Annotated in this window: 23 protein-coding genes; 4 read left to right on the top strand and 19 right to left on the bottom strand. The window is 63.0% G+C overall.

Annotated elements, in window-relative coordinates:
* Positions 1-422: 422 nt before the first annotated feature.
* Together BLV45_RS06910 and guaA are read right to left on the bottom strand one after the other, a co-directional pair.
* On the bottom strand, positions 423-1,685 hold the full coding sequence (locus tag BLV45_RS06910; RefSeq protein ID WP_090530740.1) for a tyrosine-type recombinase/integrase: 1,263 nt from the start codon (positions 1,683-1,685) through the stop codon (positions 423-425).
* 326 nt (positions 1,686-2,011) lie between these two features.
* On the bottom strand, positions 2,012-3,595 hold the full coding sequence (guaA, locus tag BLV45_RS06905) for a glutamine-hydrolyzing GMP synthase (RefSeq protein WP_090530737.1): 1,584 nt from the start codon (positions 3,593-3,595) through the stop codon (positions 2,012-2,014).
* Between guaA and BLV45_RS27435 the strand changes: the two genes are divergently transcribed.
* Entirely contained in the window at positions 3,590-3,742 is a 153-nt protein-coding gene (locus BLV45_RS27435) for a hypothetical protein (protein WP_176954079.1), read from the top strand. The two genes, guaA and BLV45_RS27435, sit on opposite strands and share 6 nt — an antisense overlap.
* A gap of 71 nt (positions 3,743-3,813) precedes the next feature.
* On the opposite strand, the gene BLV45_RS06900 is transcribed toward BLV45_RS27435, so the two are convergent.
* Positions 3,814-4,533, bottom strand: a complete 720-nt coding sequence (locus BLV45_RS06900; RefSeq protein ID WP_090530734.1) for a hypothetical protein — start codon at positions 4,531-4,533, stop codon at positions 3,814-3,816.
* 14 nt (positions 4,534-4,547) lie between these two features.
* Entirely contained in the window at positions 4,548-6,008 is a 1,461-nt protein-coding gene (gene guaB, locus BLV45_RS06895) for an IMP dehydrogenase (protein WP_090530731.1), read from the bottom strand.
* A 318-nt stretch (positions 6,009-6,326) separates the two neighbouring features.
* On the opposite strand from guaB, the gene BLV45_RS06890 reads away from it, so the two are divergent.
* Positions 6,327-7,301 carry a DMT family transporter gene (locus tag BLV45_RS06890; protein WP_090530728.1) on the top strand — a complete coding sequence of 325 codons (975 nt, stop codon included), beginning with the start codon at positions 6,327-6,329 and terminating at the stop codon, positions 7,299-7,301.
* A 107-nt stretch (positions 7,302-7,408) separates the two neighbouring features.
* Here BLV45_RS06890 and BLV45_RS06885 read toward each other — a convergent pair whose 3' ends face one another.
* Complete coding sequence (locus tag BLV45_RS06885; RefSeq protein WP_176954096.1) at positions 7,409-7,732, bottom strand: RnfH family protein; 324 nt, start codon at positions 7,730-7,732, stop codon at positions 7,409-7,411.
* A gap of 5 nt (positions 7,733-7,737) precedes the next feature.
* Positions 7,738-8,175: a type II toxin-antitoxin system RatA family toxin gene (locus tag BLV45_RS06880; protein WP_090530722.1), complete on the bottom strand. Its 438-nt coding sequence runs from the start codon at positions 8,173-8,175 to the stop codon at positions 7,738-7,740.
* 100 nt (positions 8,176-8,275) lie between these two features.
* Here BLV45_RS06880 and smpB point away from each other — a divergent pair, with 100 nt between their 5' ends.
* Entirely contained in the window at positions 8,276-8,722 is a 447-nt protein-coding gene (gene smpB, locus BLV45_RS06875; RefSeq protein ID WP_090530719.1) for an SsrA-binding protein SmpB, read from the top strand.
* A 158-nt stretch (positions 8,723-8,880) separates the two neighbouring features.
* Here smpB and BLV45_RS06870 read toward each other — a convergent pair whose 3' ends face one another.
* The 3 genes from BLV45_RS06870 to ppsA form a co-directional block, all read right to left on the bottom strand.
* Entirely contained in the window at positions 8,881-9,801 is a 921-nt protein-coding gene (locus BLV45_RS06870) for an SPFH domain-containing protein (protein WP_090530716.1), read from the bottom strand.
* 61 nt (positions 9,802-9,862) lie between these two features.
* Positions 9,863-10,306 carry an NfeD family protein gene (locus tag BLV45_RS06865; protein ID WP_090530713.1) on the bottom strand — a complete coding sequence of 148 codons (444 nt, stop codon included), beginning with the start codon at positions 10,304-10,306 and terminating at the stop codon, positions 9,863-9,865.
* A gap of 87 nt (positions 10,307-10,393) precedes the next feature.
* On the bottom strand, positions 10,394-12,799 hold the full coding sequence (gene ppsA, locus BLV45_RS06860; protein WP_090530710.1) for a phosphoenolpyruvate synthase: 2,406 nt from the start codon (positions 12,797-12,799) through the stop codon (positions 10,394-10,396).
* Between the two features lie 483 nt (positions 12,800-13,282).
* Here ppsA and ppsR point away from each other — a divergent pair, with 483 nt between their 5' ends.
* Positions 13,283-14,098, top strand: a complete 816-nt coding sequence (gene ppsR, locus BLV45_RS06855; protein ID WP_090530707.1) for a posphoenolpyruvate synthetase regulatory kinase/phosphorylase PpsR — start codon at positions 13,283-13,285, stop codon at positions 14,096-14,098.
* 49 nt (positions 14,099-14,147) lie between these two features.
* Here ppsR and BLV45_RS06850 read toward each other — a convergent pair whose 3' ends face one another.
* The 10 genes from BLV45_RS06850 to BLV45_RS06805 form a co-directional block, all read right to left on the bottom strand.
* On the bottom strand, positions 14,148-14,930 hold the full coding sequence (locus tag BLV45_RS06850) for a TrmH family RNA methyltransferase (RefSeq protein WP_090530704.1): 783 nt from the start codon (positions 14,928-14,930) through the stop codon (positions 14,148-14,150).
* Between the two features lie 54 nt (positions 14,931-14,984).
* Positions 14,985-15,743 (bottom strand): ribonuclease HII, encoded by a 759-nt coding sequence (gene rnhB, locus BLV45_RS06845; protein ID WP_090530701.1) that lies wholly within the window; start codon positions 15,741-15,743, stop codon positions 14,985-14,987.
* The gene (lpxB, locus tag BLV45_RS06840) at positions 15,740-16,909 is read right to left on the bottom strand and encodes a lipid-A-disaccharide synthase (RefSeq protein WP_090530698.1); all 1,170 of its coding nucleotides are present in this window, start codon (positions 16,907-16,909) and stop codon (positions 15,740-15,742) included. Before lpxB ends, rnhB begins: the two co-directional genes overlap by 4 nt.
* A gap of 3 nt (positions 16,910-16,912) precedes the next feature.
* Positions 16,913-17,701: an acyl-ACP--UDP-N-acetylglucosamine O-acyltransferase gene (gene lpxA / locus BLV45_RS06835; RefSeq protein ID WP_090530695.1), complete on the bottom strand. Its 789-nt coding sequence runs from the start codon at positions 17,699-17,701 to the stop codon at positions 16,913-16,915.
* A 48-nt stretch (positions 17,702-17,749) separates the two neighbouring features.
* Positions 17,750-18,214, bottom strand: a complete 465-nt coding sequence (gene fabZ / locus BLV45_RS06830) for a 3-hydroxyacyl-ACP dehydratase FabZ (protein WP_090530692.1) — start codon at positions 18,212-18,214, stop codon at positions 17,750-17,752.
* A 238-nt stretch (positions 18,215-18,452) separates the two neighbouring features.
* Positions 18,453-19,529, bottom strand: a complete 1,077-nt coding sequence (gene lpxD, locus BLV45_RS06825) for a UDP-3-O-(3-hydroxymyristoyl)glucosamine N-acyltransferase (protein ID WP_090530690.1) — start codon at positions 19,527-19,529, stop codon at positions 18,453-18,455.
* A 20-nt stretch (positions 19,530-19,549) separates the two neighbouring features.
* On the bottom strand, positions 19,550-20,077 hold the full coding sequence (locus BLV45_RS06820; protein WP_090531245.1) for an OmpH family outer membrane protein: 528 nt from the start codon (positions 20,075-20,077) through the stop codon (positions 19,550-19,552).
* Between the two features lie 52 nt (positions 20,078-20,129).
* Positions 20,130-22,442 carry an outer membrane protein assembly factor BamA gene (gene bamA, locus BLV45_RS06815; protein WP_090530687.1) on the bottom strand — a complete coding sequence of 771 codons (2,313 nt, stop codon included), beginning with the start codon at positions 22,440-22,442 and terminating at the stop codon, positions 20,130-20,132.
* Positions 22,443-22,509: 67 nt separating this feature from the next.
* Positions 22,510-23,898 carry an RIP metalloprotease RseP gene (rseP, locus tag BLV45_RS06810; RefSeq protein ID WP_090530684.1) on the bottom strand — a complete coding sequence of 463 codons (1,389 nt, stop codon included), beginning with the start codon at positions 23,896-23,898 and terminating at the stop codon, positions 22,510-22,512.
* Positions 23,899-23,905: 7 nt separating this feature from the next.
* Positions 23,906-25,108 (bottom strand): 1-deoxy-D-xylulose-5-phosphate reductoisomerase, encoded by a 1,203-nt coding sequence (locus BLV45_RS06805; RefSeq protein WP_090530681.1) that lies wholly within the window; start codon positions 25,106-25,108, stop codon positions 23,906-23,908.
* Between the last annotated feature and the right edge of the window lie 10 nt (positions 25,109-25,118).

Here is a 25,118-nt window from a genome sequence, read left to right as displayed (position 1 = left end):
CAGAAAAATTGCGACGGGGACATCTTGAACCATACGAATGAAGCGGGTACGGGTTCACACCGTCTCCGATTCATCCCCTCATGCTGATGCTCCGACTGGCATGATGAGTGTGAAGAAAAGCCGCAGCGTGCGGCTTTTCTTCACTTGGCCAACTTTCCGCTACTACTGAATTGTCCAAAATTTCCGTCGGTACACGCATCGTGGACAGCAGGAACTGTTGTACGAGCTTGCCCACGACCGAGAACCCGATTCTGGAAGCCCCGGCATGCAATTCCGACGCTGACGGGTAACGCTCAGAAAGGTCGGCCAGGGTTTAAGTCCTTGAGCGCGCGTATGGCGCCCCAAGGACTGAGCTCAACCCTGCTGATCAGCACGCGCCGGTAATTCGGCAATCTAACGGAGCATAGGAAGGACGCCCGGCGTCACAGCGCGCGGGCGATGACTGTCGGCATCGCCATATCAGAAGGCAGTAGATTCGGCCTATGTCCGCCTCCCTGCACCCACGCATCGACCATATCCGCCCACTCCTGGAGCATATGCCGACGCTGCACGGCGTACTCGGCCTTGTTGTACACAGCTCGCGAAGATCGCCCTTCTCCGCCATGCGCAAGAGACCGCTCAATCCAGTCGCCATTGAAACCTGCTTCATTAAGCAGCGTCGAGCCGGTTCGCCTCAAATCGTGAACGGTGAATGGCTCCAAAGGCAGTCCGGCTGTTTTTGCCCGTTCGGCAACGAGCTGCGTGACGCGATTTAACGTGGCCTTGGACATGCACCGATCCGCAGAATAGCGGGAAGGCAGCACATATCGGGAGCCTGCTGCGCAGGTATGCAACGCCACCATGATGTCGATCGACTGGCGGGACAAATATACGTTGTGGGCTCGGCGCGCTTTCATCCGGGACTTAGGTATAGTCCACACCGCGGCTTCGAAATCGACCTCATCCCACGTTGCCTCGATCAATTCGCTCTTGCGCACCATCGTCAGCAAAATGAGACGCAAGGCGAGCCGGATCGTCGGGTATGTCGCCACCTGCTCCAACTGTCGATGCATGAGCCGAATTTCCAACGGCGACAGGACCCGGTCCTTCGGCACAAACGTGGCGATCGACGCGATGCCAACGTCATCTGCCGGATTCTCGACTTTCTCGCCGTGCAGATTCGCGTAGGCATAAATCTGCTTGATGATATCGCGAAGCTGGACTGCGGTAGCCGGCGCTCCCCGCTCCTTGACCCGCATGCAAAGCGCCCGCAGATCATCCGCTGTGACCTCGCAAAGCAGCCTTCCCTTGAAGGCCGGCAGGACGTCGCGCACAACGATGCCCCTGCGCACGGACCGCGTCGTATCCGCCATTCGAGCTCCGTCAAGCCAGTTGTCGGCCCATTCACCCAAAGTCTTCGCCACCGCGCGCCGCTGCTTTTCCCGCTGTTTCTCCACTGCCGGCGACCTGCCCTCACGAACCGCACGACGGGCGTCCAGCAGCTTTTCCCGCGCCAACGCCAGCGAGATGCCCCCTCGACCATAGCGGCCGATGGTCAGCGTTTCCCGCCGCCCGTTAACGCGGTAGTCGTATCGAAAAGAAATGGTGCCCGCCGGAGAGACTGCGACATACATGCCGTCGCGGTCGGCAATCTTGTACAAGACTGTACAGGGCTTGAGGTTGCGAAGTGCAAATTCGGTGAGCATCGATTCTCGTTCTCGTGGTTGGTACAACTTTTACCGTCATCAACCACGAGCCCTAGATGTGCCCGCAAACCCGCACCACGCCTAGCTTTTTGGAAAAAAATCTACCGTCACGCCCGAATTGCGCTGTCGGTAGATTATCGAGTTCGGATAATGAATGAGATGGATACCGTCTGTTTTGCCGTCATCTTGTGACGCAGACATCCTTGGCTGCCTTTGGAATCGCCGAAAAATCCTTTTATATTCAACGACTTGAAATCCGCGCTCAAGCAAGTAAAGATTTCTCGCTAAATTTCAAGTCATTGATTTTATTTGGAATTTTTTACCGCCTACTCCCACTCGATCGTCGCCGGCGGCTTCCCTGAAATATCGTAAACAACCCGATTGATCCCGCGAACCTCATTGATGATCCGGTTCGAGACGTGCCCCAGCAGTTCATGCGGCAGATGCGCCCAGTGCGCGGTCATAAAATCCAGCGTCTGCACAGCGCGCAGCGCCACGACATACTCATAAGTCCGCCCGTCGCCCATCACGCCCACGCTCTTCACCGGCAGAAACACCGCGAACGCCTGGCTTGTCAGGTCGTACCACGACTTGCCCGTGTCCTTGTCGATGAACGTGCGCAGCGTTTCGATGAAAATCGCATCCGCGCGGCGCAGCAGGTCGGCGAAATCGCGGCGCACTTCACCGAGAATCCGCACGCCCAGACCCGGACCCGGGAACGGATGGCGATACACCATCGAAGCCGGCAGACCGAGTTTCACGCCCAGTTCCCGCACTTCGTCCTTGAAGAGTTCGCGCAGCGGCTCGAGCAGCTTCAAGTTGAGCGTTTCCGGCAGGCCGCCCACGTTGTGGTGGCTCTTGATCGTGTGCGCCGCCTTCTTGCCCTTGCCCGCTGATTCGATCACGTCCGGATAGATCGTGCCCTGCGCGAGCCATTTCGCGTCGGTGAGCTTGCCGGCTTCGGCCTGGAACACCTCGACGAACTCCGCGCCGATGATCTTGCGCTTCGCCTCCGGATCGGTCACGCCGGCCAGCTTCGACAGGAACGCTTCGCTCGCGTCGACGTGAATCACCTTCACGCCGAGGTGATCGGCAAACGTCGCCATCACCTGTTCGGCTTCGTTCAGACGCAGCAGACCGTGATCGACGAACACACAGGTCAGCTGGTCACCGATCGCACGATGCAGCAGCGCCGCGGCCACCGACGAGTCCACGCCACCCGACAACCCCAGGATCACATGCTCGCTGCCGACCTGCTCGCGGATTTTTTCGACGGCTTCGTCGACGTAGTGACCCATTTCCCAGTCCGGCTTCGCGTCGCAGATGCCAAGCACGAAACGCTCGAGCATCGCGCGCCCCTGCACTGTGTGCGTGACTTCCGGGTGCCATTGCAGGCCGTAGAAATGACGCGCCTCGTCGGCCATGGCGGCCACCGGACACGATTCCGTCGATGCCATCAGCTTGAATCCCGGCGGCATTTCAAGCACCTTGTCGCCGTGGCTCATCCAGACCTTGAGCATCCCGTGGCCTTCGGCCGTGCGGAAATCCTCGATGCCGTCCAGAAAGCTCGTATGGTTGCGCGCCCGCACTTCGGCGTAACCGAATTCGCGCAGATGGCCGTTGTCGACCTTGCCGCCGAGCTGTTCGGCCATCGTCTGCATGCCGTAACAGATGCCAAGCACCGGCACGCCCAGATCGAACACGGCTTGCGGCGCGCGGGGGGTGTCTTCATCGACGACCGAGTTCGGCCCGCCAGACAGGATCACGCCCTTCGGCGCGAATTCGCGGATGAATTCGTCGCTGACGTCGTAAGGATGGATTTCCGACAGCACGTGCGCCTCGCGGATACGTCGTGCGATCAGTTGAGTGACTTGCGAACCGAAGTCGAGGATCAGGATCTTGTCATGCATGGCAGCGGACTGAATCAAAAAGTGAACGGATACGGAACGCCGCACCGGAAAGTTTCCGGCGCGGCGGTGAATTCAATGCCAGCCGGTGAGCTGCGCGAAGCGAGCCGTCGCAGGTCATGGCGAAAAGACGTGGTGAAGCCGATGTGACGGTGAGCGGGACAGGCAGCCGCGATCCGTAAGCGTGAGCAGATGATGCGAGAGACGCAGGCGCTCGCACGTCAACCATGAAACGGTGGACGCGGCGCGCCTGGCGTATCGGCCGCGGCATCACGGGCTTCATCGCGGGCGGTCTCCGTGGTGCGGGTCTCAACCGTCGCTGAGCCGGGTTGATGTCCAGCCGTGAAAGACGGCTCAGTGGGCAAGCCGGTTGCGGGACTGACCGAACGCGACGTCGCCGTCGCCTGCTCCGTCCCGTACACGCGCGGCTCGCTATCCACGCCGCGATTCAGCTCGCGATCCGCCTGCCGCGTGTTCGCGGTTTCCTTGCCGATGCGTTTCTGCTCGCGCCCGGCAGCCGCGACTTCGGCCACTCGCGCCCGCTCACGCCGACGCACCACACCCGCAAGACGCACGCCGCCCAGACCGATGATCACCAGCACGAGCGCGACGACCGCCGACACCAGTTGACCAAACGCCGTCAGCGAAGGCTTGTGCAGGCCAACCAGCCAGACCAGCATCAGCACGCCAGTCAGCCAGTTGACGTGTCCGACGACACGCGCCACCGCACGCGTCATCGCACCATCGATCGCGGCGTGAAACGCGAGCCACGCGAGACCGAGAAGCGCCAGACCGAACGCCTGCCCGACGAGTGTGGGATCGACCTGCACCAGTTGCAGCGCGTTGTACAGCGAGGTCCACGGCGTGAGCAGAAACAGCAGCCCAAACGCCAGCAGCAACAACGCGTCGATGACGAGTACAGCGCGCAGCAATGGCTTCATCGGCGTCTGGTCCTTTAGTCCACGTGGTAGTTGGGTGCTTCCTTCGTGATCTGCACGTCGTGGACGTGCGATTCACGCATGCCCGCCGCCGTGATCTGGACGAACTCGGCCTTGTCGTGCAGCTCGCCGATCGTCTTGCAGCCGCAGTAACCCATGCTGGCGCGCACGCCGCCGATCAGCTGGAACAGGATCGCGTTGACCGAGCCCTTGTACGCGACGCGGCCTTCGATGCCTTCCGGCACGAGCTTGTCGATGTTCGCGGAGTTGTCCTGGAAGTAACGGTCTGCCGCACCGTCCTTCATCGCGCCGACCGAGCCCATGCCACGGTACGACTTGTACTGGCGACCCTGATACAGGAACACGTCGCCCGGCGATTCCTCGGTGCCGGCGAGCATGCTGCCCATCATGACCGCGTCCGCGCCTGCCGCGAGCGCCTTGCTGACGTCGCCCGAGAAGCGCACGCCGCCATCGGAGATGACCGGCACGCCCGTGCCGCGCAACGCTTCCGACACGTTCGAGACGGCCGAGATCTGCGGCACGCCCACGCCCGCGACGATCCGCGTCGTGCAGATCGAGCCCGGGCCGATGCCGACCTTGACGCCGTCCGCGCCGTATTCGACGAGCGCCTTCGCCGCTTCGGCGGTTGCGATGTTGCCGCCGATCACCTCGACGTGCGGGAAGTTCTTCTTGACCCAGCGAACGCGCTCCAGCACGCCCTTGCTGTGACCGTGCGCCGTATCGACGACGATCACGTCGACGCCCGCCGCCACCAGCAGCTGGACGCGCTCTTCGTTATCCGCGCCGACACCGACCGCCGCACCCGCGCGCAGCTTGCCGTGCTCGTCCTTGCAGGCGTCCGGGTGTTCGGTCTGCTTCGTGATGTCCTTGACGGTCATCAGGCCGCGCAGTTCGAACGAATCGTTGATCACCAGCACGCGTTCCAGGCGATGGCTGTGCATCAGCGCCTTCGCTTCGGCGAGCGGCGTGCCTTCCTTGACCGTGACGAGACGCTCGCGCGGCGTCATGATCGTGCGGACCGGCTCGTCGAGACGGGTTTCGAAACGCAGGTCGCGGTTCGTGACGATACCGATCAGCTGTGCGCCCTCGACCACCGGAAAGCCGGAAATACCATGCTGTTGCGACAGCGCGATCACGTCGCGCACCTGCATCTGCGGCGGCACGGTGATCGGATCGCGCACGACGCCGGATTCGAACCGCTTGACCTTCGCGACTTCGCGGGCCTGCTCGGCCGGCGTGAGATTCTTGTGAATGATGCCGACGCCACCCATCTGCGCCATCGCGATGGCAAGGCGGGCTTCGGTGACGGTGTCCATGGCGGCGGACACGAGCGGCATGTTCAGGGAGATGTTGCGGGTCAGCCGGGTTTTGAGGCTGGTGTCGCGCGGCAGAACGTCAGAGAAAGCCGGGACGAGGAGCACGTCATCGAACGTGAGTGCTTTTTGGATCAGACGCATGGCAAATCCTATGGGCGCAAAAGCGAATTATACGCGATACCTCCCTGGTTTTCACTGCGCGAACAGCAGCTTAGCGAATTTTCGGTGACTTTTTCCACCTTCGATGGCGCGCGGATTTCGGTTCGCCGTTCGGCTCGCGTTCGATCGGGTTTCGTTTGCTCGTTCGGCTACACCGGCTCCATTAAGTGCCCCAGTCCCGATTTCCCGGTTGACGGTTCCGGCCCCGTTCATACGGCCGGAATGCAGGATTGAACAAGACGACACCCCGCCTCGCCGTGTTAACCTGCGCGCCTTCCCAGTATTTCGTTTGAGGTAGCAATGCGGCGCGGTGTGGCATATGGCGTGATGGCCGGGGCGTTATGGGGCGTGGTTTTCCTCGCCCCAAGGCTGCTCGCGGATTTCTCCCCGCTCCTGCTGGGCGCGGGGCGCTACGTGATGTACGGCGTCGTTTCCGTGCTCGCGGCGCTGCCTTCCGCACGCTCGCTGCTGCGCCGCCTGACACGGCAGGACGTGCGGGCGCTCGTCACGCTCGCGCTGGTGGGCAACATCCTCTATTACGTGCTGCTGGCAAGCGCCGTGCATCTGGTCGGCATTTCACCCTCTTCGCTGATCGTCGGCGTGCTGCCGGTGACCGTCACGCTGCTGGGACGCGGCGATCACGGCGCCGTGCGGCTTTCGCGGCTCGTGCTGCCGCTCGCGATGGTCGTCGCGGGCATCGCGTGCATCAACGTCGACGTGTTTACCGTCGACGGCGACAGCACCCGCAGCGCGATGACGAAAGTCGCCGGCCTCGCCTGCGCGACCGGCGCGCTCGCGTGCTGGACCTGGTTTGCCGTCGAAAACACCCGTTATCTGCGCCGCAACCCGCATTTCAGCGGCAACGAATGGTCCGTGCTGTGGGGCGTGGTCACCGGCGCGCTCGCCGCGATCATGTGGGGCGTGATCGCCGCGCTGCCCGCGGGCGCCGCACCGACGCCGGTCGCCGACAGTCGCTGGCACCTCTTCTGGGGCATCAATCTGATGCTCGCAATCGGTGCGTCGTGGCTCGGTAACGGGCTGTGGAACGCCGCATCGAAGCGGTTGCCGCTCACGCTGTCGGGCCAGATGATCGTGTTCGAGACGCTCTTCGCGCTGCTCTACGGCTTTGTCTACGATCACCGCATGCCACGGCCGCTCGAGATGGCGGCCATTGCACTACTGGTGGCGGGCGTGAGCTGGTCGGTGCGCCAGCACGCCAGCGACGACCCGGATGACACGCCGATCGAGGAAAAGGCGCAGGTATCGGCGCATTGAAGGCGGCCGCCCGAGAGGAAAACAGACAGATCAGCCGTTATTCGCCGTTCTGCACGCGGAAAGTGGCTCGCGAAACACAGCAGCAGCAATACAGCTCAGGCCGTGCGTTACCGCGAATCCTTGTTGAGCCACCTGCGCCCTTCGATCGAACCTGCCTTGCGGGTTTTCTGCACGCGCCGCTGACGCGCTTCTTTCGGGTCGGCGATCAGCGGGCGGTAGATTTCCACGCGATCATGCTGTGCGAGCACGGTGTCGAGCGGCTTCAACCTGCCGAACACGCCCGTTTTCAGGGTACTGATATCGATTTCCGGATGGCGTTCGCGGATCCCGCTCGCGTCGATGGCCTCGCGCACCGTCGAGCCCTCGGGCAGATCCACCGCGATCAGCGTCTGCACACCGGGCAGCGCGTAGCAGACTTCGATCGACAGCATCGCGCTCATGCCTTACCGTAGCGCTGGTCGGCGCGCTTCACGAACGATTCGACGAACGTGTTCGCGATGTGACTGAACACCGGCCCGATGATTTTCTCGATGATGATGTTCGAGAATTCGTAGTGCAGCGCGAATTCGATCTTGCAGGCGTCCGCGCGCAATGGCGTGAAGCGCCAGAAACCGGTGAATTTCTTGAACGGGCCGTCCGCGAATTCCATATCGATGCGCGTGGGCCGCTGCTGGGTGTTGTGGGTGGCAAAATGCTGCTTGATGCCCTTGAAATTGATGTCGATTTTCGCCTCCATCCCGTTTTCGTCCTGGCGACGGATTTCGACACCACCGCACCACGGGAGGAAATTGGGGTAATCGGCCACGTCGGTGACGAGGTCGAACATCTGTTCCGCCGAATGGCGGATCAACACGGTTTTCTGGACATCTGCCATAAATTGCGCGACAAGTGGCAACGGTGGACAAGCGCCGCGGGCTTTCCTTGCCCCGCTTTGCTAAAATCGTGATTTTAAACGAGTTGGGCACTTTCCATTCATGAGCATTATCGACAACAGAAAAGCGTTCTTCGACTATTTCATCGAAGAACGCTACGAAGCGGGGCTCGTGCTCGAAGGATGGGAGGTCAAGTCGCTGCGCGCCGGGCGCGGCCAGATCAAGGAAGGCTACGTCGTGATCCGTAACGGCGAGCTCTTTTTGATCGGTGCGCACATCAGCCCGCTGCCGGAAGCTTCGACCCATATCAATCCCGATCCCGTCCGCACCCGCAAGCTGCTGCTGCACAGCGAGGAGATCAGCAAACTGATCGGCAAGGTCGAGCAGCGCGGCTTCACGCTCGTGCCGCTGAACTTCCATTACAAGGGCGGCCGCGTGAAGTGCGAGATTGGCCTCGCGAAGGGCAAGAAAATGCACGACAAACGCGACGTCGAGAAAAAGCGCGACTGGGAGCGCGAAAAAGCGCGACTGATGCGCACGCCGACCTGATTCGCTTCGGTCTCGCGTACAAAAAGAAAAGGCTCGCTGAAATCCCAGCGGGCCTTTTTTGATTCATCGCGGGTTTCAAGCCGCGATCGACGTCTGCAAGCTCGCTGCGACATCGCCGCCGGTGCGGCGAGGCCCAGCAAACAACCCATCGCGAGGTGTCAGCCAGCCTTGCCGCGATTCACGATCGTCAGCGCGGATGCGATCATCGTGCTCATATCCGACAGGTTGCCCGGCACGATCAGCGTGTTGCCCTGCTTCGCGAGGTTGCCGAACGCGCTCACGTACTGCTCGGCCACCTTCAGGTTCACCGCTTCCATGCCACCCGTCGACTGGATCGCCGCCGCGATCTTCTGGATCGCCTGCGCGTTCGCCTCGGCCACCGCCAGAATCGCGGCGGCCTGGCCCTGCGCCTGGTTGATCGCCGCCTGGCGCTCGCCTTCCGACTTCTGGATCGACGCCTCGCGCCCGCCGGATGCAATATTGATCTGCTCCTGCTTGCGCCCTTCGGACGCCGCGATCAGCGCGCGCTTTTCACGCTCGGCGGTGATCTGCGCCTGCATCGCGTGGAGAATTTCCTTGGGCGGCGTCAGGTCCTTGATTTCGTAGCGCAGCACTTTCACGCCCCAGTTGGCCGCGGCCTCGTCGAGCGAAGACACGATGCTGTGGTTGATGAAGTCGCGTTCCTCGAACGTCTTGTCCAGTTCGAGCTTGCCGATCACGGAGCGCAGCGTGGTCTGCGACAGCTGCGTGATCGCGAACACGAAGTTGCTCGACCCATACGACGCCTTCATCGGATCGGTCACCTGGAAGTACAGCACGCCGTCGACCTGCAACTGCGTGTTGTCACGCGTGATACAGACCTGGCTCGGCACTTCGAGCGGAATTTCCTTGAGGATGTGCTTGTACGCGATGCGGTCGACGAACGGCAGCACGATCGTCAAGCCGGGCGTGAGCGTCGCGTGATAGCGGCCGAGCCGCTCCAGCACCCACGCGTGCTGCTGCGGCACGATCTTGATGGTTTTCCCGGCGATCACAATCACGATCACCAGCAGGATTGCCCCGACGATAGTTACGTCCATCGTGTTACCCCTTCTTATGGTTCGATGCGTTATTCGTCCGTGCCCGTGTTCCTTGACGAACTCAGGCCTGCACGGACTGCTTTTTTGCCGCCACGATCAGGCAGCTTCCTCGCAGCGCGGTGATCTCGTAGAGCCGCGCGTCCTCGGGTTCGCCTGGCGCCAGCTCGACATCCCACTGCGCGCCGCGATAGTTCGTGCGCGCACGCCGGTCTTGCCAGCCGGACACGCTCAAGGTCTCGCCGATGTCCAGATTCACGTCGGGATTGTGCAGCGCGTCCTTGCGCACTTTCTTGCCAAAGCGCGAGCGGCGCAGGACAAACACGGCCGCCGCCGCGACAAGCGCCGCGATGGCAAGCTGCGAATCGAGTCCGAGCCCCGCCCAGTGCGCAAGACCGGCCGCGACGAAGCCCAGCGCGATCATCAGCATATAGAAGGTGCCACTGAACAACTCCAGCACGACGAGCACCCCCGCACCCACCCACCAGAACATTCCACCTGTTGTCACGTCGACCTCCAGAAAGCAAAACACCCCGGCTATACCGGGGTGTTTATAGCACGAACCTGGTGCGTTATTCCGTGCCTTGCAACATGTTTACTTTGCCGATGACTTCGCCAGCGCCTGCCACGTTTCGATGACCGTGTCCGGATTCAGCGATATCGACGCAATACCTTCGTCCGTCAGCCATTGCGCGAAGTCCGGGTGATCCGAAGGACCCTGGCCGCAAATGCCGACGTACTTGCCCAGACGCAGACAGGTTTCGATCGCGCGCTTCAGCATGAACTTGACCGCCGGGTCGCGTTCGTCGAAATCGACCGCCAGCAGTTCCATGCCGGAATCGCGGTCGAGGCCGAGCGTGAGCTGCGTCAGGTCGTTCGAGCCGATCGAGAAACCGTCGAAGAATTGCAGGAATTCCTCGGCGAGAATCGCGTTCGACGGCACTTCGCACATCATGATGAGACGCAGGTTCTTCTCACCCCGCTTCAGGCCGAACTTCGACAGCAGCCCGACCACGCGTTCCGCCTGCTTCAGCGTACGCACGAACGGCACCATGATCTCGACGTTGTCGAGGCCCATTTCCTCGCGCACCTTCTTGAGCGCGAAGCATTCCATCTGGAACGCTTCGGCGAAGTCTTCCGCGATGTAACGCGACGCGCCGCGGAAACCGAGCATCGGGTTTTCCTCGTCCGGCTCGTAGCGCGAACCGCCGATCAGCTTCTTGTACTCGTTCGACTTGAAGTCCGACAGACGCACGATGACGGGCTTCGGATAGAACGCCGCGGCGATCGTCGCAATGCCTTCGGTCAGCTTGTCGACGTAGAACGCGCGCGGCGACGCGTGACCGCGCGCGACGCTTTCCACGGCCTTCTTCAGATCCGTATCGATGTTCGGATATTCGAGGATCGCCTTCGGGTGCACGCCGATGTTGTTGTTGATGATGAATTCAAGCCGCGCCAGACCGACGCCGGCGTTCGGCAACTGCGAGAAATCGAACGCGAGCTGCGGGTTGCCGACGTTCATCATGATCTTGACCGGGATCTCAGGCAGCTCGCCGCGCTGGATTTCGGTCACTTCGGTTTCGAGCAGACCGTCGTAGATCTTGCCTTCGTCGCCTTCCGCGCACGACACCGTGACGAGCGCGCCGTCTTTCAGCAGGTCGGTTGCGTCGCCGCAGCCCACGACCGCCGGCACGCCGAGCTCACGCGCGATGATCGCCGCATGGCACGTACGTCCGCCGCGATTCGTCACGATCGCCGCCGCGCGCTTCATGACCGGCTCCCAGTTCGGGTCGGTCATGTCCGCGACGAGCACGTCGCCTGGCTGCACGCGTTCCATTTCCGACGGATCGTGAATCACGCGCACCGGACCCGCGCCGATCTTCTGGCCGATCGCGCGACCCGTCGCGATCACCTGCGACTGGCCCTTCAGCTTGAAGCGCTGCTCGACCTTGCCCGCGGCCTGGCTCTTCACCGTTTCCGGACGCGCCTGCAGGATGAATATCTTGCCGTCGCGGCCGTCCTTGCCCCACTCGATGTCCATCGGACGCTGGTAGTGCTTTTCGATGATGACGGCGTATTTCGCAAGCTCGATCACGTCTTCGTCGGTGATCGAGAAGCGGTTGCGCTGCTCGTGCGACACGTCGACGGTTTTCACGCGGCCCTGCTCGCCGGCCTTCGTGAATTCCATCTTGATCAGCTTCGAGCCGATCGAGCGGCGGATGATCGGATACTTGCCTTGCGCAAGCGTGGTCTTGAACACGTAGAACTCATCCGGGTTCACGGCGCCCTGCACGACCGTTTCGCCGAGACCGTAGCTCGACGTGATGAACACGGCGTCCTTGAAGCCCGATTCGGTGTCCAGCGTGAACATCACGCCCGCGGCGCCGACGTCCGAGCGCACCATGCGCTGCACACCCGCCGACAACGCGACTTCGGCGTGCGTGAAACCCTTGTGGACGCGATAGGAAATAGCGCGGTCGTTATACAGCGACGCGAACACGTGCTTCATGCGGTCGAGCACGTCGTCGATGCCGACCACGTTGAGGTAGCTTTCCTGCTGGCCGGCGAACGAAGCGTCCGGCAGGTCTTCCGCCGTCGCCGACGAGCGGACCGCGAACGAAAGCTCTTCGGGCGAGCTGTTCTGAAGGGTGTCGAAGCTCGCGCGGATTTCCGCCTCGAGACGCGGCTGCAGCGGCGCGTCGACGATCCATTGACGGATTTCCTTGCCTGCTTCAGCGAGGGCCTTCACGTCGTCGATGTCGAGCGTCTCCAGACGCTTTGCGATGCGTTCGGTGAGGCTGTTGTGATGCAGGAACTCGCGGAATGCGAGCGCCGTCGTGGCGAAACCGGTCGGCACACGCACACCGGCTTCGGCGAGCTGACTGATCATCTCGCCGAGCGAGGCGTTCTTGCCGCCCACGATCTCCACGTCGGTCATCCGCAACTGCTCGAACGGAACTACATACGCCTGATCCTTTGTGACATTAACTGCGTTAGTCATACAAGCCCCTAAGTGTGAAAGAAATTCACGGCTGTGCAAGTGGGCCCGGACGCGGCCGCCTGTAAGAAGCGGTGACGCGTCTTGCACAACCTGTTGGAGAAGCAATCGCACGAAGGATCACACGAAGGATCGTTGATGCGCGAGGAAGCAGAAATTTCCGCGAATTTGACGCCATTCAACGTGTAATGCAGACGAAATGCCCGGCATCGACACGGATTGGCTGCAATTGCTTATCCAACAGGTTGCCGCTATTCTACCGTGCCGACTCCTGAAATGTGACGGTCGGCGCAGAATAGCGCCTCGAACCGCGTCCCGGACTGCCCGGCGGGCCTTTACGAGGTCCGCACCCGCAGCCGGAATGCGTTTGGTGGCCATACGGCGCGCTGCTGCGACGCCGCCGCGCGAAGCCGAACCACGCGCGGTGAATCAGGCAGCGCTGTTTCTTTCGAGCGTGCTTCTCCGCTCACGTTCCCTCTTCCTGCGATGCCGCCCACCGTATTCATCGTCTCCGACGGTACCGGGATCACTGCCGAAACCTTCGCGCATTCGATCCTTTCCCAGTTCGACCAGAAATTCCGTCTGGTCCGCGTGCCTTTTGTCGATTCGGCGGAAAAAGCCTACGCCACGCTCGAAAAGATCAACGAGGCCGGCCAGCACGAAGGCCGCCGGCCGATCGTGTTCACGACGCTCGTCGACAGCGCGTCGAACGACATCGTCAAGGATTGCAATGCGCTCGTGCTCGACATGTTCCAGACCTTCGTCGAACCGCTCGAACAGGAACTGGAACTGAAGTCGAGCCACGCGATGGGCCGCGGGCACCAGAACGCCGACACCGAGGAATACAAGAACCGGATCGAGGCCATCAACTTCTCGCTCGCGCACGACGACGGCCAGTCGAACCGCAATCTCGTCGATGCCGACGTGATCCTGGTCGGCGTGTCGCGCAGCGGCAAGACGCCAACGAGCCTCTATCTCGCGATGCAATACGGCGTGAAAGCGGCGAACTATCCGCTGATCCCGGAAGACTTCGAGCGCGGCAAACTGCCTACGCCGCTACTCGAGCATCGTCAGAAGATGTTTGGGCTGTCGATCGATCCGCAGCGGCTGTCGGAGATCCGCAACGAGCGGCGTCCGGGCAGCAAGTACGCGGCGCTCGCGAACTGCCGCTACGAAATCAACGAAGCAGAATCGATGATGCGGCGTGAGGGGATCAAGTGGCTGTCGTCGACACACAAGTCGATCGAGGAAATCGCGACGACGATCCTGCAGGAAATCAGGCTCGACCGTTCGTCGTATTGACTGCGGATTGTGGATGCCAGCGCGCGACGCGCGCTGGCCGCGAGCAGGATCACGCGCCGCGCTGCTGGCGGCACTGCTCGAAGAGACACACGGCGGCGGCCGCCGCCACGTTCAGCGACTCCATGCCGCCCGGCTGCGGAATCGTCACCCGATGCGTGACCACGTCGCGCCACGCCTGCGACACGCCGGCGCCTTCGTTGCCGAACACCCACGCATGCGGGCCAGACAGATCGCAATCGTAGATGGCCCGGGCGCCGTGCGAATCGGTGATCGTGACCGGCACGTCGAGCCGTTCGATCAGCGTACCGGCTTCGACGTCCTCGTGAATCTCCAGCAGAAAATGCGCGCCCATGCCTGAGCGCAATACCTTCGACGACCACGCGTACGCTGTTCCCGGCGCGCAGAACACGTGCGTCACGCCCGCGGCCGCGGCGCTGCGCAGGATCGAGCCGACGTTGCCCGCGTCCTGAACGCCGTCGAGCACGACGCAGGTCCGCGTGACCCTGTCCGGCAGCGGCACGTCGATCTTCTCGACGAGCAGCAGGATGCCCACGCCGTGCACCACGTTCGAAAGCTGGCCGAAGAGCGCATCCGGCAGCGTGACGACGCGCTGCGCGTCGATGCGCGAGACGATCGCCTGCGCTTCTTCATGACGCAACGCGCCTTCGGTGACGACGCACATCTCCGGCTGGCCCGCGACATCGAGATACGCGCTCGCGAGGTGAAAGCCCTCGAGCAACGCGTGCGCGCTGCGCCGCTGCTGGTGCGTCGAGCCGGCCAGCGCTTTCAGGCGTTTGTAGAGCGGGTTGTCCCGCGAGGTGATGGCTTTCACAGGGGGTTGCGAAGGTTCGGGTAGTCAGGGCGCCGCTTCGGCCGAAGCGTCTTTTCAGAACGCGGGAGCGCCGTCGCCGAAAGCGTTGCTGGAGGCGTCATCGAGCGGCGACGGCAACACGACGGGCACGTTGCCCGGCGGCTTGACCCGCAGGCCCAGCCGGGCATGCGCCTCGCGTACGGGCGCGAACGAGCGACGATGGTGTTCGCACGGACCGTGTTCGAAGAGCGCGGCCAGATGCTGTGGCGTGCCATAGCCGGAATGCGCGTCGAAGCCGTACACAGGATAGGCCTGATGCAAGTCGAGCAACAGGCGGTCACGGGTGACTTTCGCCAGAATCGACGCAGCCGAGATGCACTTCACGAGCGCGTCGCCACCGATGATCGCCTCGCTGCGGATGCTCAGCACCGGACAGCGGTTGCCGTCGATCTTGACGAGCGTCGGCGTCACGGCGAGCCCTTCGACGGCACGCTTCATCGCGAGCATGGTGGCGTGCAGGATGTTGATCGAATCGATTTCCTCGACCGAAGCCGATGCGACGCAGAACGCCAGCGCGCGATCGACGATCTTGTCGTACAGCTCCTCGCGCTTTTTTGCCGTGAGCGCCTTCGAATCGTCGAGGCCGCGGATCATCGGCTTTGCCGGATCGAAAATCACCGCCGCGGCCACCACGGGGCCCGCCAGCGGACCCCGGCCGGCTTCATCCACGCCGCAGATGATCTCGACGTCCGAATCGAAGTTCAACCCGCGCTGGCGCGCCGCCACGGACCCGCCCGCGGTCGGCTTCCGGCGCGGCGAGCGCGCGCCGGTCACCGCCGCTCCTTGCGGGTTTCGATGATGCCCGTCACCACTTCCGCGGCGCGCCGGGCCGTGTTCTGCTTCAGCACGTGATGCATTTCCGTGAAAATTTCCGTGAGCGTACGGCGGTTGGCTTCGTCGTTCAGCTGCGTCAGCGTGGCGTCGGCCAGCGCTTCAGGCGTCGCGAAATGCTGGAGAATCTCCGGCACCACGAAACGCCCTGCCAGAATGTTCGGCAGGCCGACGTACGGCAGATAACCCTGCCGCCGCATGATCTGTCCCGTCAGCCACGGCACCTTGTACGAGATCACCATCGGCTTCTTGAGCAGCGCGGCTTCCAGTGTCACCGTGCCGCTTTTGACGAGAATCGCATCGGCGGCGGTCATGACAGTCTGCGACTGGCCGTCGGTGATCGTCAAGGCGAGGTCCGGATGGGCGTCTACAAGCGGCTTCAGCAGTTCGCGCAGCGCCGGCGTCGCCGCCGGCATCACGAAACGCGCGCCGGGCTCGCGCTGCTGCATCAATTCCATTGCGTCGAAGAACGTCGGCCCGATCAGGTCGATCTCCGAGCGCCGGCTGCCCGGCAGCACGGCGATCACCGGCCCGCTTTCCGCGAGCCCCAGCGTGCGGCGCGCGCCCAGCGTGTCGGGCACGAGCGGAATCTCGTCCGCGAGCGGATGGCCCACGTACGACGCGGCGACGCCCGCCTTTTCAAGCAGCGCCGTCTCGAACGGAAACACGCACAGCATGTGGTCGACCGCTTTCGCGATCTTCTTGATCCGGCCGCCGCGCCACGCCCAGATCGACGGGCACACGAAATGGATGGTCGGAATGCCCGCGTCACGCAGCGGATGTTCGAGTCCGAAGTTGAAATCAGGGGCGTCGACACCGATGAACGCGTCGGGCGGATCGGCCAGCAACTGGCGCTTCAGCTCGTTGCGAATGCCGAGAATCTCGGGAATATGCCGGAGCGCCTCGACATAGCCGCGCACCGTGAGTTTTTCCATCGGCCAGTGCGCGTCGAAGCCCGTCGCGATCATGCGCGGGCCGCCAATCCCGTAATACTGCGTCGATTCGGGCAGACGCGCCGACAGGCCGTCTAGCAGCGACGCCGCGAGCAGATCGCCCGACGGCTCGCCGGTCACCATTGCAAGCCGCAGCGGGCGGGGTTGAAGCGCCATCGGCTAGCGGATGATGCCGCGTTGCGACGCTTCGACGAAGGCCACCAGCGCCTCGACCGGAGCGTCGCCGTCGCCGCCGGCGGTGGCGAGTTCACGCAACTGGATCTTCGCCTCTTCAAGCGAAAGACCGTTCTTGTACAGCACGCGATAGGCCGTGCGCAGCGCGGAGATCGCGTCGGCGGAAAAGCCGCGGCGACGCAGCCCCTCGACGTTGATGCCATGCGGCTCCGCCTTGTTGCCGGCCGCGATCACGAATGGCGGAATGTCCTGCACGAGCGCCGACGCGCCGCCGAGCATCGAATGCGCGCCGATGCGCACGAACTGATGCACGCCCGACATGCCGCCGATGATCGCGTGGTCGCCGATCGTCACGTGGCCGGCCATCTGCGCGTTGCTCGACAGGATGACGTTGCTGCCCACGCGGCAATCGTGGCCGATGTGGACGTACGCCATGATCCAGTTGTCGTCGCCAAGCGACGTGGTGCCGGTGTCCTGCACCGTGCCCGTATGGATCGTCGTGAACTCGCGGATCATGTTGCGGTTGCCGATCTCGAGCTTCGTCGGTTCGTCCTTGTACTTCATGTCCTGCGGACGGCCACCCACCGATGCGTAATGACCGATGCGGTTGTCTTCGCCGATGGTGGTGTGACCTTCGATCACACTGTGCGAACCGACCGTGGTCCGCGCGCCGATCGTCACGTGCGCGCCGACGACGGCATAGGGACCGATTTCAACTGACTCGTCGAGCTGCGCGCCCGGCTCGATGATCGCAGTAGGATGAATCCTGCTCATGCGCCCTCGCTTGTGATTCGTTGCGTTGTCGGGATGCTGCGCGGCCGCTTACTGGCCATCGTCCGTCGTGCGGACCGCACACATCAGGTCGGCTTCCGCCGCCACCTGACCCTCCACCTCGGCGCGCGCCTTGAACTTCCAGATGCCGCGCATGTGCCGCTCGAACGTGACGTTCAGGATCAGCTGGTCGCCCGGTTCGACCACGCGCTTGAAACGCGCGTTGTCGATGCCGACGAACAGATACAGCGTGTTGGCCGGATCATGCGGCTCTTCAGAGAAGGTCAGCAGCGCAGCCGTCTGCGCAAGCGCTTCCAGAATCAGCACACCCGGCATCACCGGACGACTCGGGAAGTGACCCATGAAGTACGGCTCGTTGATCGACACGTTCTTCAGCCCCTTGATGCTCTTGTGCGGCTCGAGTTCGAGCACCCGGTCGACCAGCAGGATCGGATAGCGATGCGGCAGCAGCGTGAGAATCTTGTGGATGTCGAGATTGATTTTTTCGGTGTTCATGGTGTTTCTGCTCACGCGTGGATGGCGCGATGATGACTGCGGATGCTTGCGCAGGCAGGTTGATAACGCGTGCGGCCGTCGTTTGATGTAACCGGCCGGACAGGGTCTCTCGCCGGCCGGTCACGACAACGGCGCTTACGCCGTGCTCGTACACTGTGTTGCCTGTGTGCTTCGTGCTGCACGGGCGTTTCCGCCCGTGCCCCGCGTAACGCGGTCCTCGTAACGAATCGGGGTGCTGCTATGCCTTCTCGCCTGCCGCTGCGCCCGCTCCGGCTTCCAGCGCCTTGATGCGGTCGCGCAGCTTGTCGATGTTGCGCAGCAGTGCGGCGCTTTTGTTCCATGACGCATGATCGACGGCCGGAAACGCGCTCGTGTACATGCCGGGCTTCAGCAGCGACTTCGACACGCCCGACTTCGCCGTAACGATCACGTAGTCGACCAGCGTCACGTGGCCGGCAATACCGACCGCGCCACCGATCATGCAGTGGCGCCCGATCGTCGTGCTGCCCGCGATGCCCGCGCAGCCCGCGATGACCGTATACGCGCCCACCTTGCAGTTATGGCCGATCTGGACGAGATTGTCGATCTTCACGCATTCTTCGATGATCGTATCGGCCATCGCGCCGCGATCGATCGTCGTATTCGCGCCGATTTCGACGTCCGGCCCGATCGACACGCCACCAACCTGCGGAATCTTCACCCAGTTGCCCGTGCGGGCATCGCCGTCGCCGGTGAAATCGGGGGCAAAGCCAAAACCGTCCGAGCCGATCACGGCTCCGGCATGAATGATGACGCGCGGGCCGATCCGGCAGCCATGGTAGACCGACACGTTCGGGTACAGATGCGAGCCGTCGCCGACCTGCGTACCGCGGCCAATCACCACATTGGCGTCGAGCCGCACGTTTTCGCCGATGACGGCACCCGCTTCCACCGTCACGTTCGGGCCGATCACGGCGCTTGCCGCGACTTTCGCCGAGGGATCGATCGTGGCGCTGGCGTGAACGCCCGGCGTGCGCTTCGGCGCGGCGAGGTCGATGAACGCCTGGGCGATGCGCGCGAAGTAAGCGTACGGGTTGGGCGTGACGATGAAGTTACGGTTCGAGCCGGGCGCGAGTTTCGCGAGGTCTTCGGCGTTGATCAGCACGGCGCCCGCGCGGGTCGTCTCGACCTGCGACAGATACTTCGGGTTCGCGAGGAACGCCAGCTGCTCCGGACCCGCCTGATCGAGCGGCGCGAGGCTGCCGACGCGATGCGCCGGGTCGCCGACTACCTTGCCGCCGAACTGCCGGGCGATATCCTCGAGCGTAAATGCCATGCGTGTACTGCTCCTGCTGTTCAGTTTGCGCTGGACGCCGCGAGCGCCTTCAGCACCTGATCCGTGATATCGATACGCGGGCTGACATACACCGCTTCCTGCACGATCAGGTCGTAGTGCTGCGCCTCGGCGATCTGCTTGATCACCTTGTTCGCGCGATCCAGCACCGCCGCCAGTTCCTCGTTACGACGCTGGTTCAGGTCTTCGCGGAATTCACGCTGCTTGCGCTGGAAATCCGTGTCGAGCTGCGACAGATCGCGCTGCTTCTGCGCGCGATCCGCCGGCGACAGCGACGAGCCGTTCTTGTCGAGCGAATCGGACATCGACTTCAGACGCGCCGCCATATCCTGCAGGTCCTTGTCGCGCTTCGCGAACTCGGCCTCGAGCTTGACCTGCGCCGCCTTTGCAGCCGTGGATTCGCGCAGGATACGATCGGAATTGACCGCCGCGATCCTTGCTTCCTGCGCGTGCGCCACGGCGCTCACGCCCAGCGACATGACCAGCGCCAGCGCGCACATCACACGTTTCGAAAACATACCGGTTAGCAAAGTCATCCTCTCGATACTGTAGGTAATCCAGGGTGGCGCCAGGACCGCGCGATCAGAACGCCGTCCCGATCTGGAACTGGAATTTCTGGTACTGGTCGCCTTCATGCTTCTGCAACGGGAAACCCAGACTCAGCTTGAGCGGCCCGATCGGCGAGATCCACGCGAGACCCACACCGTAGCCGTAACGCAGGCCGTTCGCGCCATTCGAGTTGGCGGCGTTGCTTGCGTCCGCCCAGACGTTGCCGGCGTCGAGGAACGTGAACACGCGCAGCGTGCGATCGTAGCCGGTACCCGGCAGCGGGAACGTCAATTCGATGTTGCCGACCACCATCTTCGAACCGCCGATCGGGTCGCCCGTCGTCTTGTCACGCGGACCCAGCGAACTCGGTTCATAACCCCGCACCGAGCCGATACCGCCCGCGTAGTAGTTCTTGAAGATCGGGTACGGCTTGCCGCCGAGGCCATTACCGTAGCCGCCCTGCAGGTTGAACCCAAGCACGAAACCGCGCGAGAACGAGTAATAGTACTGCGCCTGGAGGTCGGCCTTGTAATACTGCGTGCCGCCGATCGGCGTGCCGTACTCGGCGTTCGCCTGCGTGAAGTAGCCGCGGCTCGGGACAAGCGCGCTGTCGCGCGCGTCTCGCGACCAGCCGACCGTGAGCGGTACGTTGTTCGAAACGCGGCCGAAGTCGTTCACGTACTGCTGATACGACGCCGGCGTGTTCGCATCGACGTCGAGCGTGTTCTGTTCGAGGCCCGCGCCGAAGTAGACCGTATCCACTTCCGAGAACGGGATACCGAACTTCAGGTCACCGCCCATCGTGACGATCTTGAAGCTCGAATCCGTCGAGTAATACAGCGGCTCGTACGTACGGTAGTAGACGTCGGTGATGCGCTTGATGCCGTCGACCGTGAAGTACGGGTCAACCTGCGTGACTGTCAGCGTGCGGTACGTTTTTGCCGTGTTCACGTTGACCGAAAGACTCGTACCCGAACCGAACACGTTGTCCTGCGACACGCCGGCCGACAGCACGACCTTGTCGGTCGACGAGAAGCCCGCGCCCAGTGTGATCGCGCCGGTCGGCTTTTCGGCCACCTTGACGTCGACGTCCACCTGGTCGGGCGTGCCTTCCACCGGCGTCGTCGTGACGTCCACATCGGTGAAGTAGCCAAGACGGTTGATACGGTCTTTCGACAGCGCGAGGCGGTTCGAATCGAACCACGAGCTTTCGAGCTGACGCATTTCGCGACGCACGACTTCGTCGCGCGTACGCGTGTTGCCCACGACGTTGATCCGGCGCACATACACGCGGCGGCTCGGGTCGACCTGCAGCGTGAGGTCGACCTTGTGGTGTTCCTGGTCGATCTGCGGCAGCGCGTTCACCGTGGCGAACGCGTAGCCGTACTCGCCGAGCTTGTCGACGATCGCCTTCGTCGTGGCCTGCAGTTTTTCAGCCGAGAAACGGTCACCGGCCTTGATCTTGATCAGCTTGTTGAGCTCGGCTTCGCGGTCCAGCAGATTGCCCGCGAGCTTGATGCTCGAGATCGTGTACGGCTCGCCTTCGTGCAGCGCGACCGTCAGGTACATGTCCTTCTTGTCCGGCGAGATCGACACCTGGGTCGACTCGATGCTGAACTCGAGGTAGCCGCGATTCAGGTAATACGAGCGGACGTTTTCGAGGTCGCCGGTGAGCTTTTCCTTCGCGTACAGGTCGTTCTTCGTGTACCACGAGAACCAGTTCGGCGTGGACAGCTGCATTTCATCGCGCAGCGTACCGGTGCTGAACGCCTTGTTGCCGATGAAGTTGATCTGGCGGATCTTGGCGCTCGGACCTTCGACGACCGAGAACAGCACCGCGACGCGGTTGCGGTCGATCGGCGTGATCGTCGTGGTGACCTCGGCGGCGTAGAAACCGCGCGTCAGGTACTGGCGCTTCAGTTCCTGCTCGGCCTTGTCGACGAGCGCCTTGTCGTAATAGCGGCCCTGCGACAGCCCGACGGCGCGCAGCGCCTTCGCCAGGTTGTCCTTTTCGAATTCGTGAATACCGGAGAAATCGATCGTGCCGATGGCCGGACGCTCCACCACCTGCACGATGACGACGTTGCCCTCGGTGGCGATCTTCACGTCGTTGAAGAAGCCCGTTGCGTAGAGCGCGCGGATGGCTTCGGATGCCTTGTCGTCGTTGAACGTATCGCCCTGCTTGATCGGCAGATACGAAAACACGGTACCGGGTTCGACGCGCTGCAACCCCTCGATCCGAATGTCCTGCACCACGAAAGGTGTCGTCGCGTGAGCCACCAGCCCATGCGCGGCAAATGCCGCGGCTACAACTGTCTTTGGAACAAAGCGATGAGGTTTAAACAACGTGCTTCCCCAGTGTGTATAGCTGCATCAGGTCGGGCGGTCGCCATCGTGAACGCCACCAGACACTTTAAAAATGGATTAAACGAGCAAGATCGTTGAAGAGCGCGATCGCCGACAGTGCGACGATGCAAACCAGCCCCGCTCTCTGCAGAACAAGCTGCCAGCGATCGGATACCGCTTTGCCGGTTACAGCTTCAACCAAATAATATAACAGATGACCCCCGTCCAATACCGGAATTGGCAAGAGGTTTAACACGCCGAGACTGATGCTGACGAGCGCGAGGAACGACAAAAACGCAGTTGGACCAAGGCGCGCGCTCTTTCCCGCGTAGTCGGCGATCGTCACGGGACCGGACAGGTTCTTCAGCGACGCCTCGCCGGTGATCATCCTTCCGAACATGCGAAGCGAGTACACCGAGATGTCCCAGGTGCGGTGCGCGCCCAGTTTGACGCTCTCGAGCGGCCCATAGCGCACGTCGACGGACGGCACCTGCGTGGCGAGCGCCGCGCCGATGCGGCCAATGTTCTGGCCGGTGGCGTCGTCGCGCGTCAGCACCGGCACGACGCTCAGGTCGCGCCGCGCGCCCGTCGGGTTGCCCTGCGTGCCGTGCCCGATCTGCAGCGTGATCGACTTGCCCGCATGGGCCTTGACGTAAGCGATGAAAGCGGTCGCGCTGGCAACCCGCTTGCCGTCGGCTGCGAGAACCGTGTCGCCTGCCACCAGACCGGCTTTCTGCGCCGCGCTGCCCGGTTCGACACTCGCCACCGTCAGCGTGCCACCGCCCGGCTCGAAGCCGAGACGGGTCATGAAATCGTCGTCGACGTCGCTATCGGCAAAGTCCCGTAGATCCAGCGCGAAATCGAACGTGCCGCGCCCATCCTTCGCGCCCAGCACGACACGTCGGTGGTCGAACGCGGCGCCCAGCAGCTTCCAGCGCAAATCCGACCACGAGCGAACCGGATCGGTCTCGCTGCCGTTTTCGTCGCGAATCGATACGACTGTTTCGCCGCCATCGAAACCCGCGCGCGCGGCCAGCGTATTCGCCGCCGGCGCCGCGACGACCGCGGCGGGCTCGGTCACGCCGCTCGCGAACACCACCGCGAAGAGCACGATCGCCAGCAGGAAATTCGCGACGGGACCGGCCACGACAATCGCAAACCGCTTCGCGACGGATTGCCGGTTGAACGCTTGCGGCAGGTCTTCAGCCGGGATCGTGGCGCCTTCTTCACGCTCGTCGAGCATCTTCACGTAGCCGCCCAGCGGCAGCGCGGCGATCGTCCACTCGGTGCCCGTCTTTTTGCTGACCCACTGAACGAGCGGTTTGCCAAAGCCGATCGAGAATCGCAGCACCTTCACGCCGCACAGACGCGCGACGCTGTAGTGGCCGTATTCATGCACGACAACGAGCACGCCGATCGCAACGGCGAAAGCGACCAGTTCGATCAGCAGATTCATGAACGCCTCACTGGACGACGCGTTCCGGGTGGACGCCCGCGGGCAGCCGGTCGATAAAGGCCGTGGCGGCACGGCGCGCGGCGGCGTCGGCTTCGATCACGTCTTCGAGGGCGGCGGCGCTGCGGTTCGACAAGCCGTTCAGCACGGCGTCGACCACCTGCGCGATGGCCATGAAGCCGATCCGGCGCGACAGGAACGCGTCGACCGCGATCTCGTTCGCCGCGTTCAGCGCCGCACTCGCGATACCGCCTTCGGCCAGCGCCTTCATGGCAAGCGCGAGGCACGGGAAGCGCGCGTAATCCGGCCGCTCGAACGACAGCGACGCGACCTGCACGAGATCGAGTTGCGCGACGCCGGAATCGACCCGATCCGGGAACGCCAGCGCATGCGCGATCGGCGTGCGCATGTCGGGATTGCCGAGCTGGGCGAGCACCGAGCCGTCCGCGTACGACACCATCGAATGGATCACGCTTTGCGGGTGAATCAGCACCTCGATATGTTCGCCTGGCAGATTGAAGAGCCAGTGCGCCTCGATGACTTCGAGGCCCTTGTTCATCATCGTCGCCGAGTCGACCGAAATCTTCCGGCCCATGACCCAGTTCGGATGCGCGCAGGCTTCGTCCGGCGTGACGCCGACGAGCGTCGACGGTTCGCGCGTGCGGAACGGGCCGCCCGACGCGGTCAGGATGATCTTCGACACGCCGCCGTGCAGCGCCGCCTCACGCGGCAGGCACTGGAAAACCGCGTTGTGTTCGCTGTCGACCGGCAGCAGGATCGCGCCGTTGTCGCGCACCGCGTCCATGAAGATCGCGCCCGACATCACCAGCGCTTCCTTGTTGGCAAGCAGGATTCGCTTGCCGGCGCGCGCCGCCGCCAGACTCGGCGCGAGACCCGCCGCGCCGACGATCGCCGCGATCACCGTATCGCAGCCATCGCTCTTCGATACGTCGACGAGCGCCTGCGGGCCGTACGTGACTTCGGTCTTGCAGCCGGCCTCGCGCAGCTTCGTCGCGACGTGTGCGGCCGTGGCCGCATCGCCGACGACGGCCACTTCGGGCGAAAAACGCAGGCACTGCTCGACGAGCTTGTCGCCGTTGCGGTGCGCGCTCAGCGCGTAGACCGAGAAACGCCCGGGATGACGCGCAACGACGTCAAGCGTGCTGTCTCCAATCGAGCCCGTGGAACCGAGCAGAGTTAATCGTTTTTGCATGTCTCTTTCT

This window comes from Paraburkholderia sartisoli (assembly GCF_900107685.1).
Lineage (GTDB): Bacteria > Pseudomonadota > Gammaproteobacteria > Burkholderiales > Burkholderiaceae > Paraburkholderia > Paraburkholderia sartisoli.
This window is presented reverse-complemented; position numbering and strand designations above follow the sequence as displayed.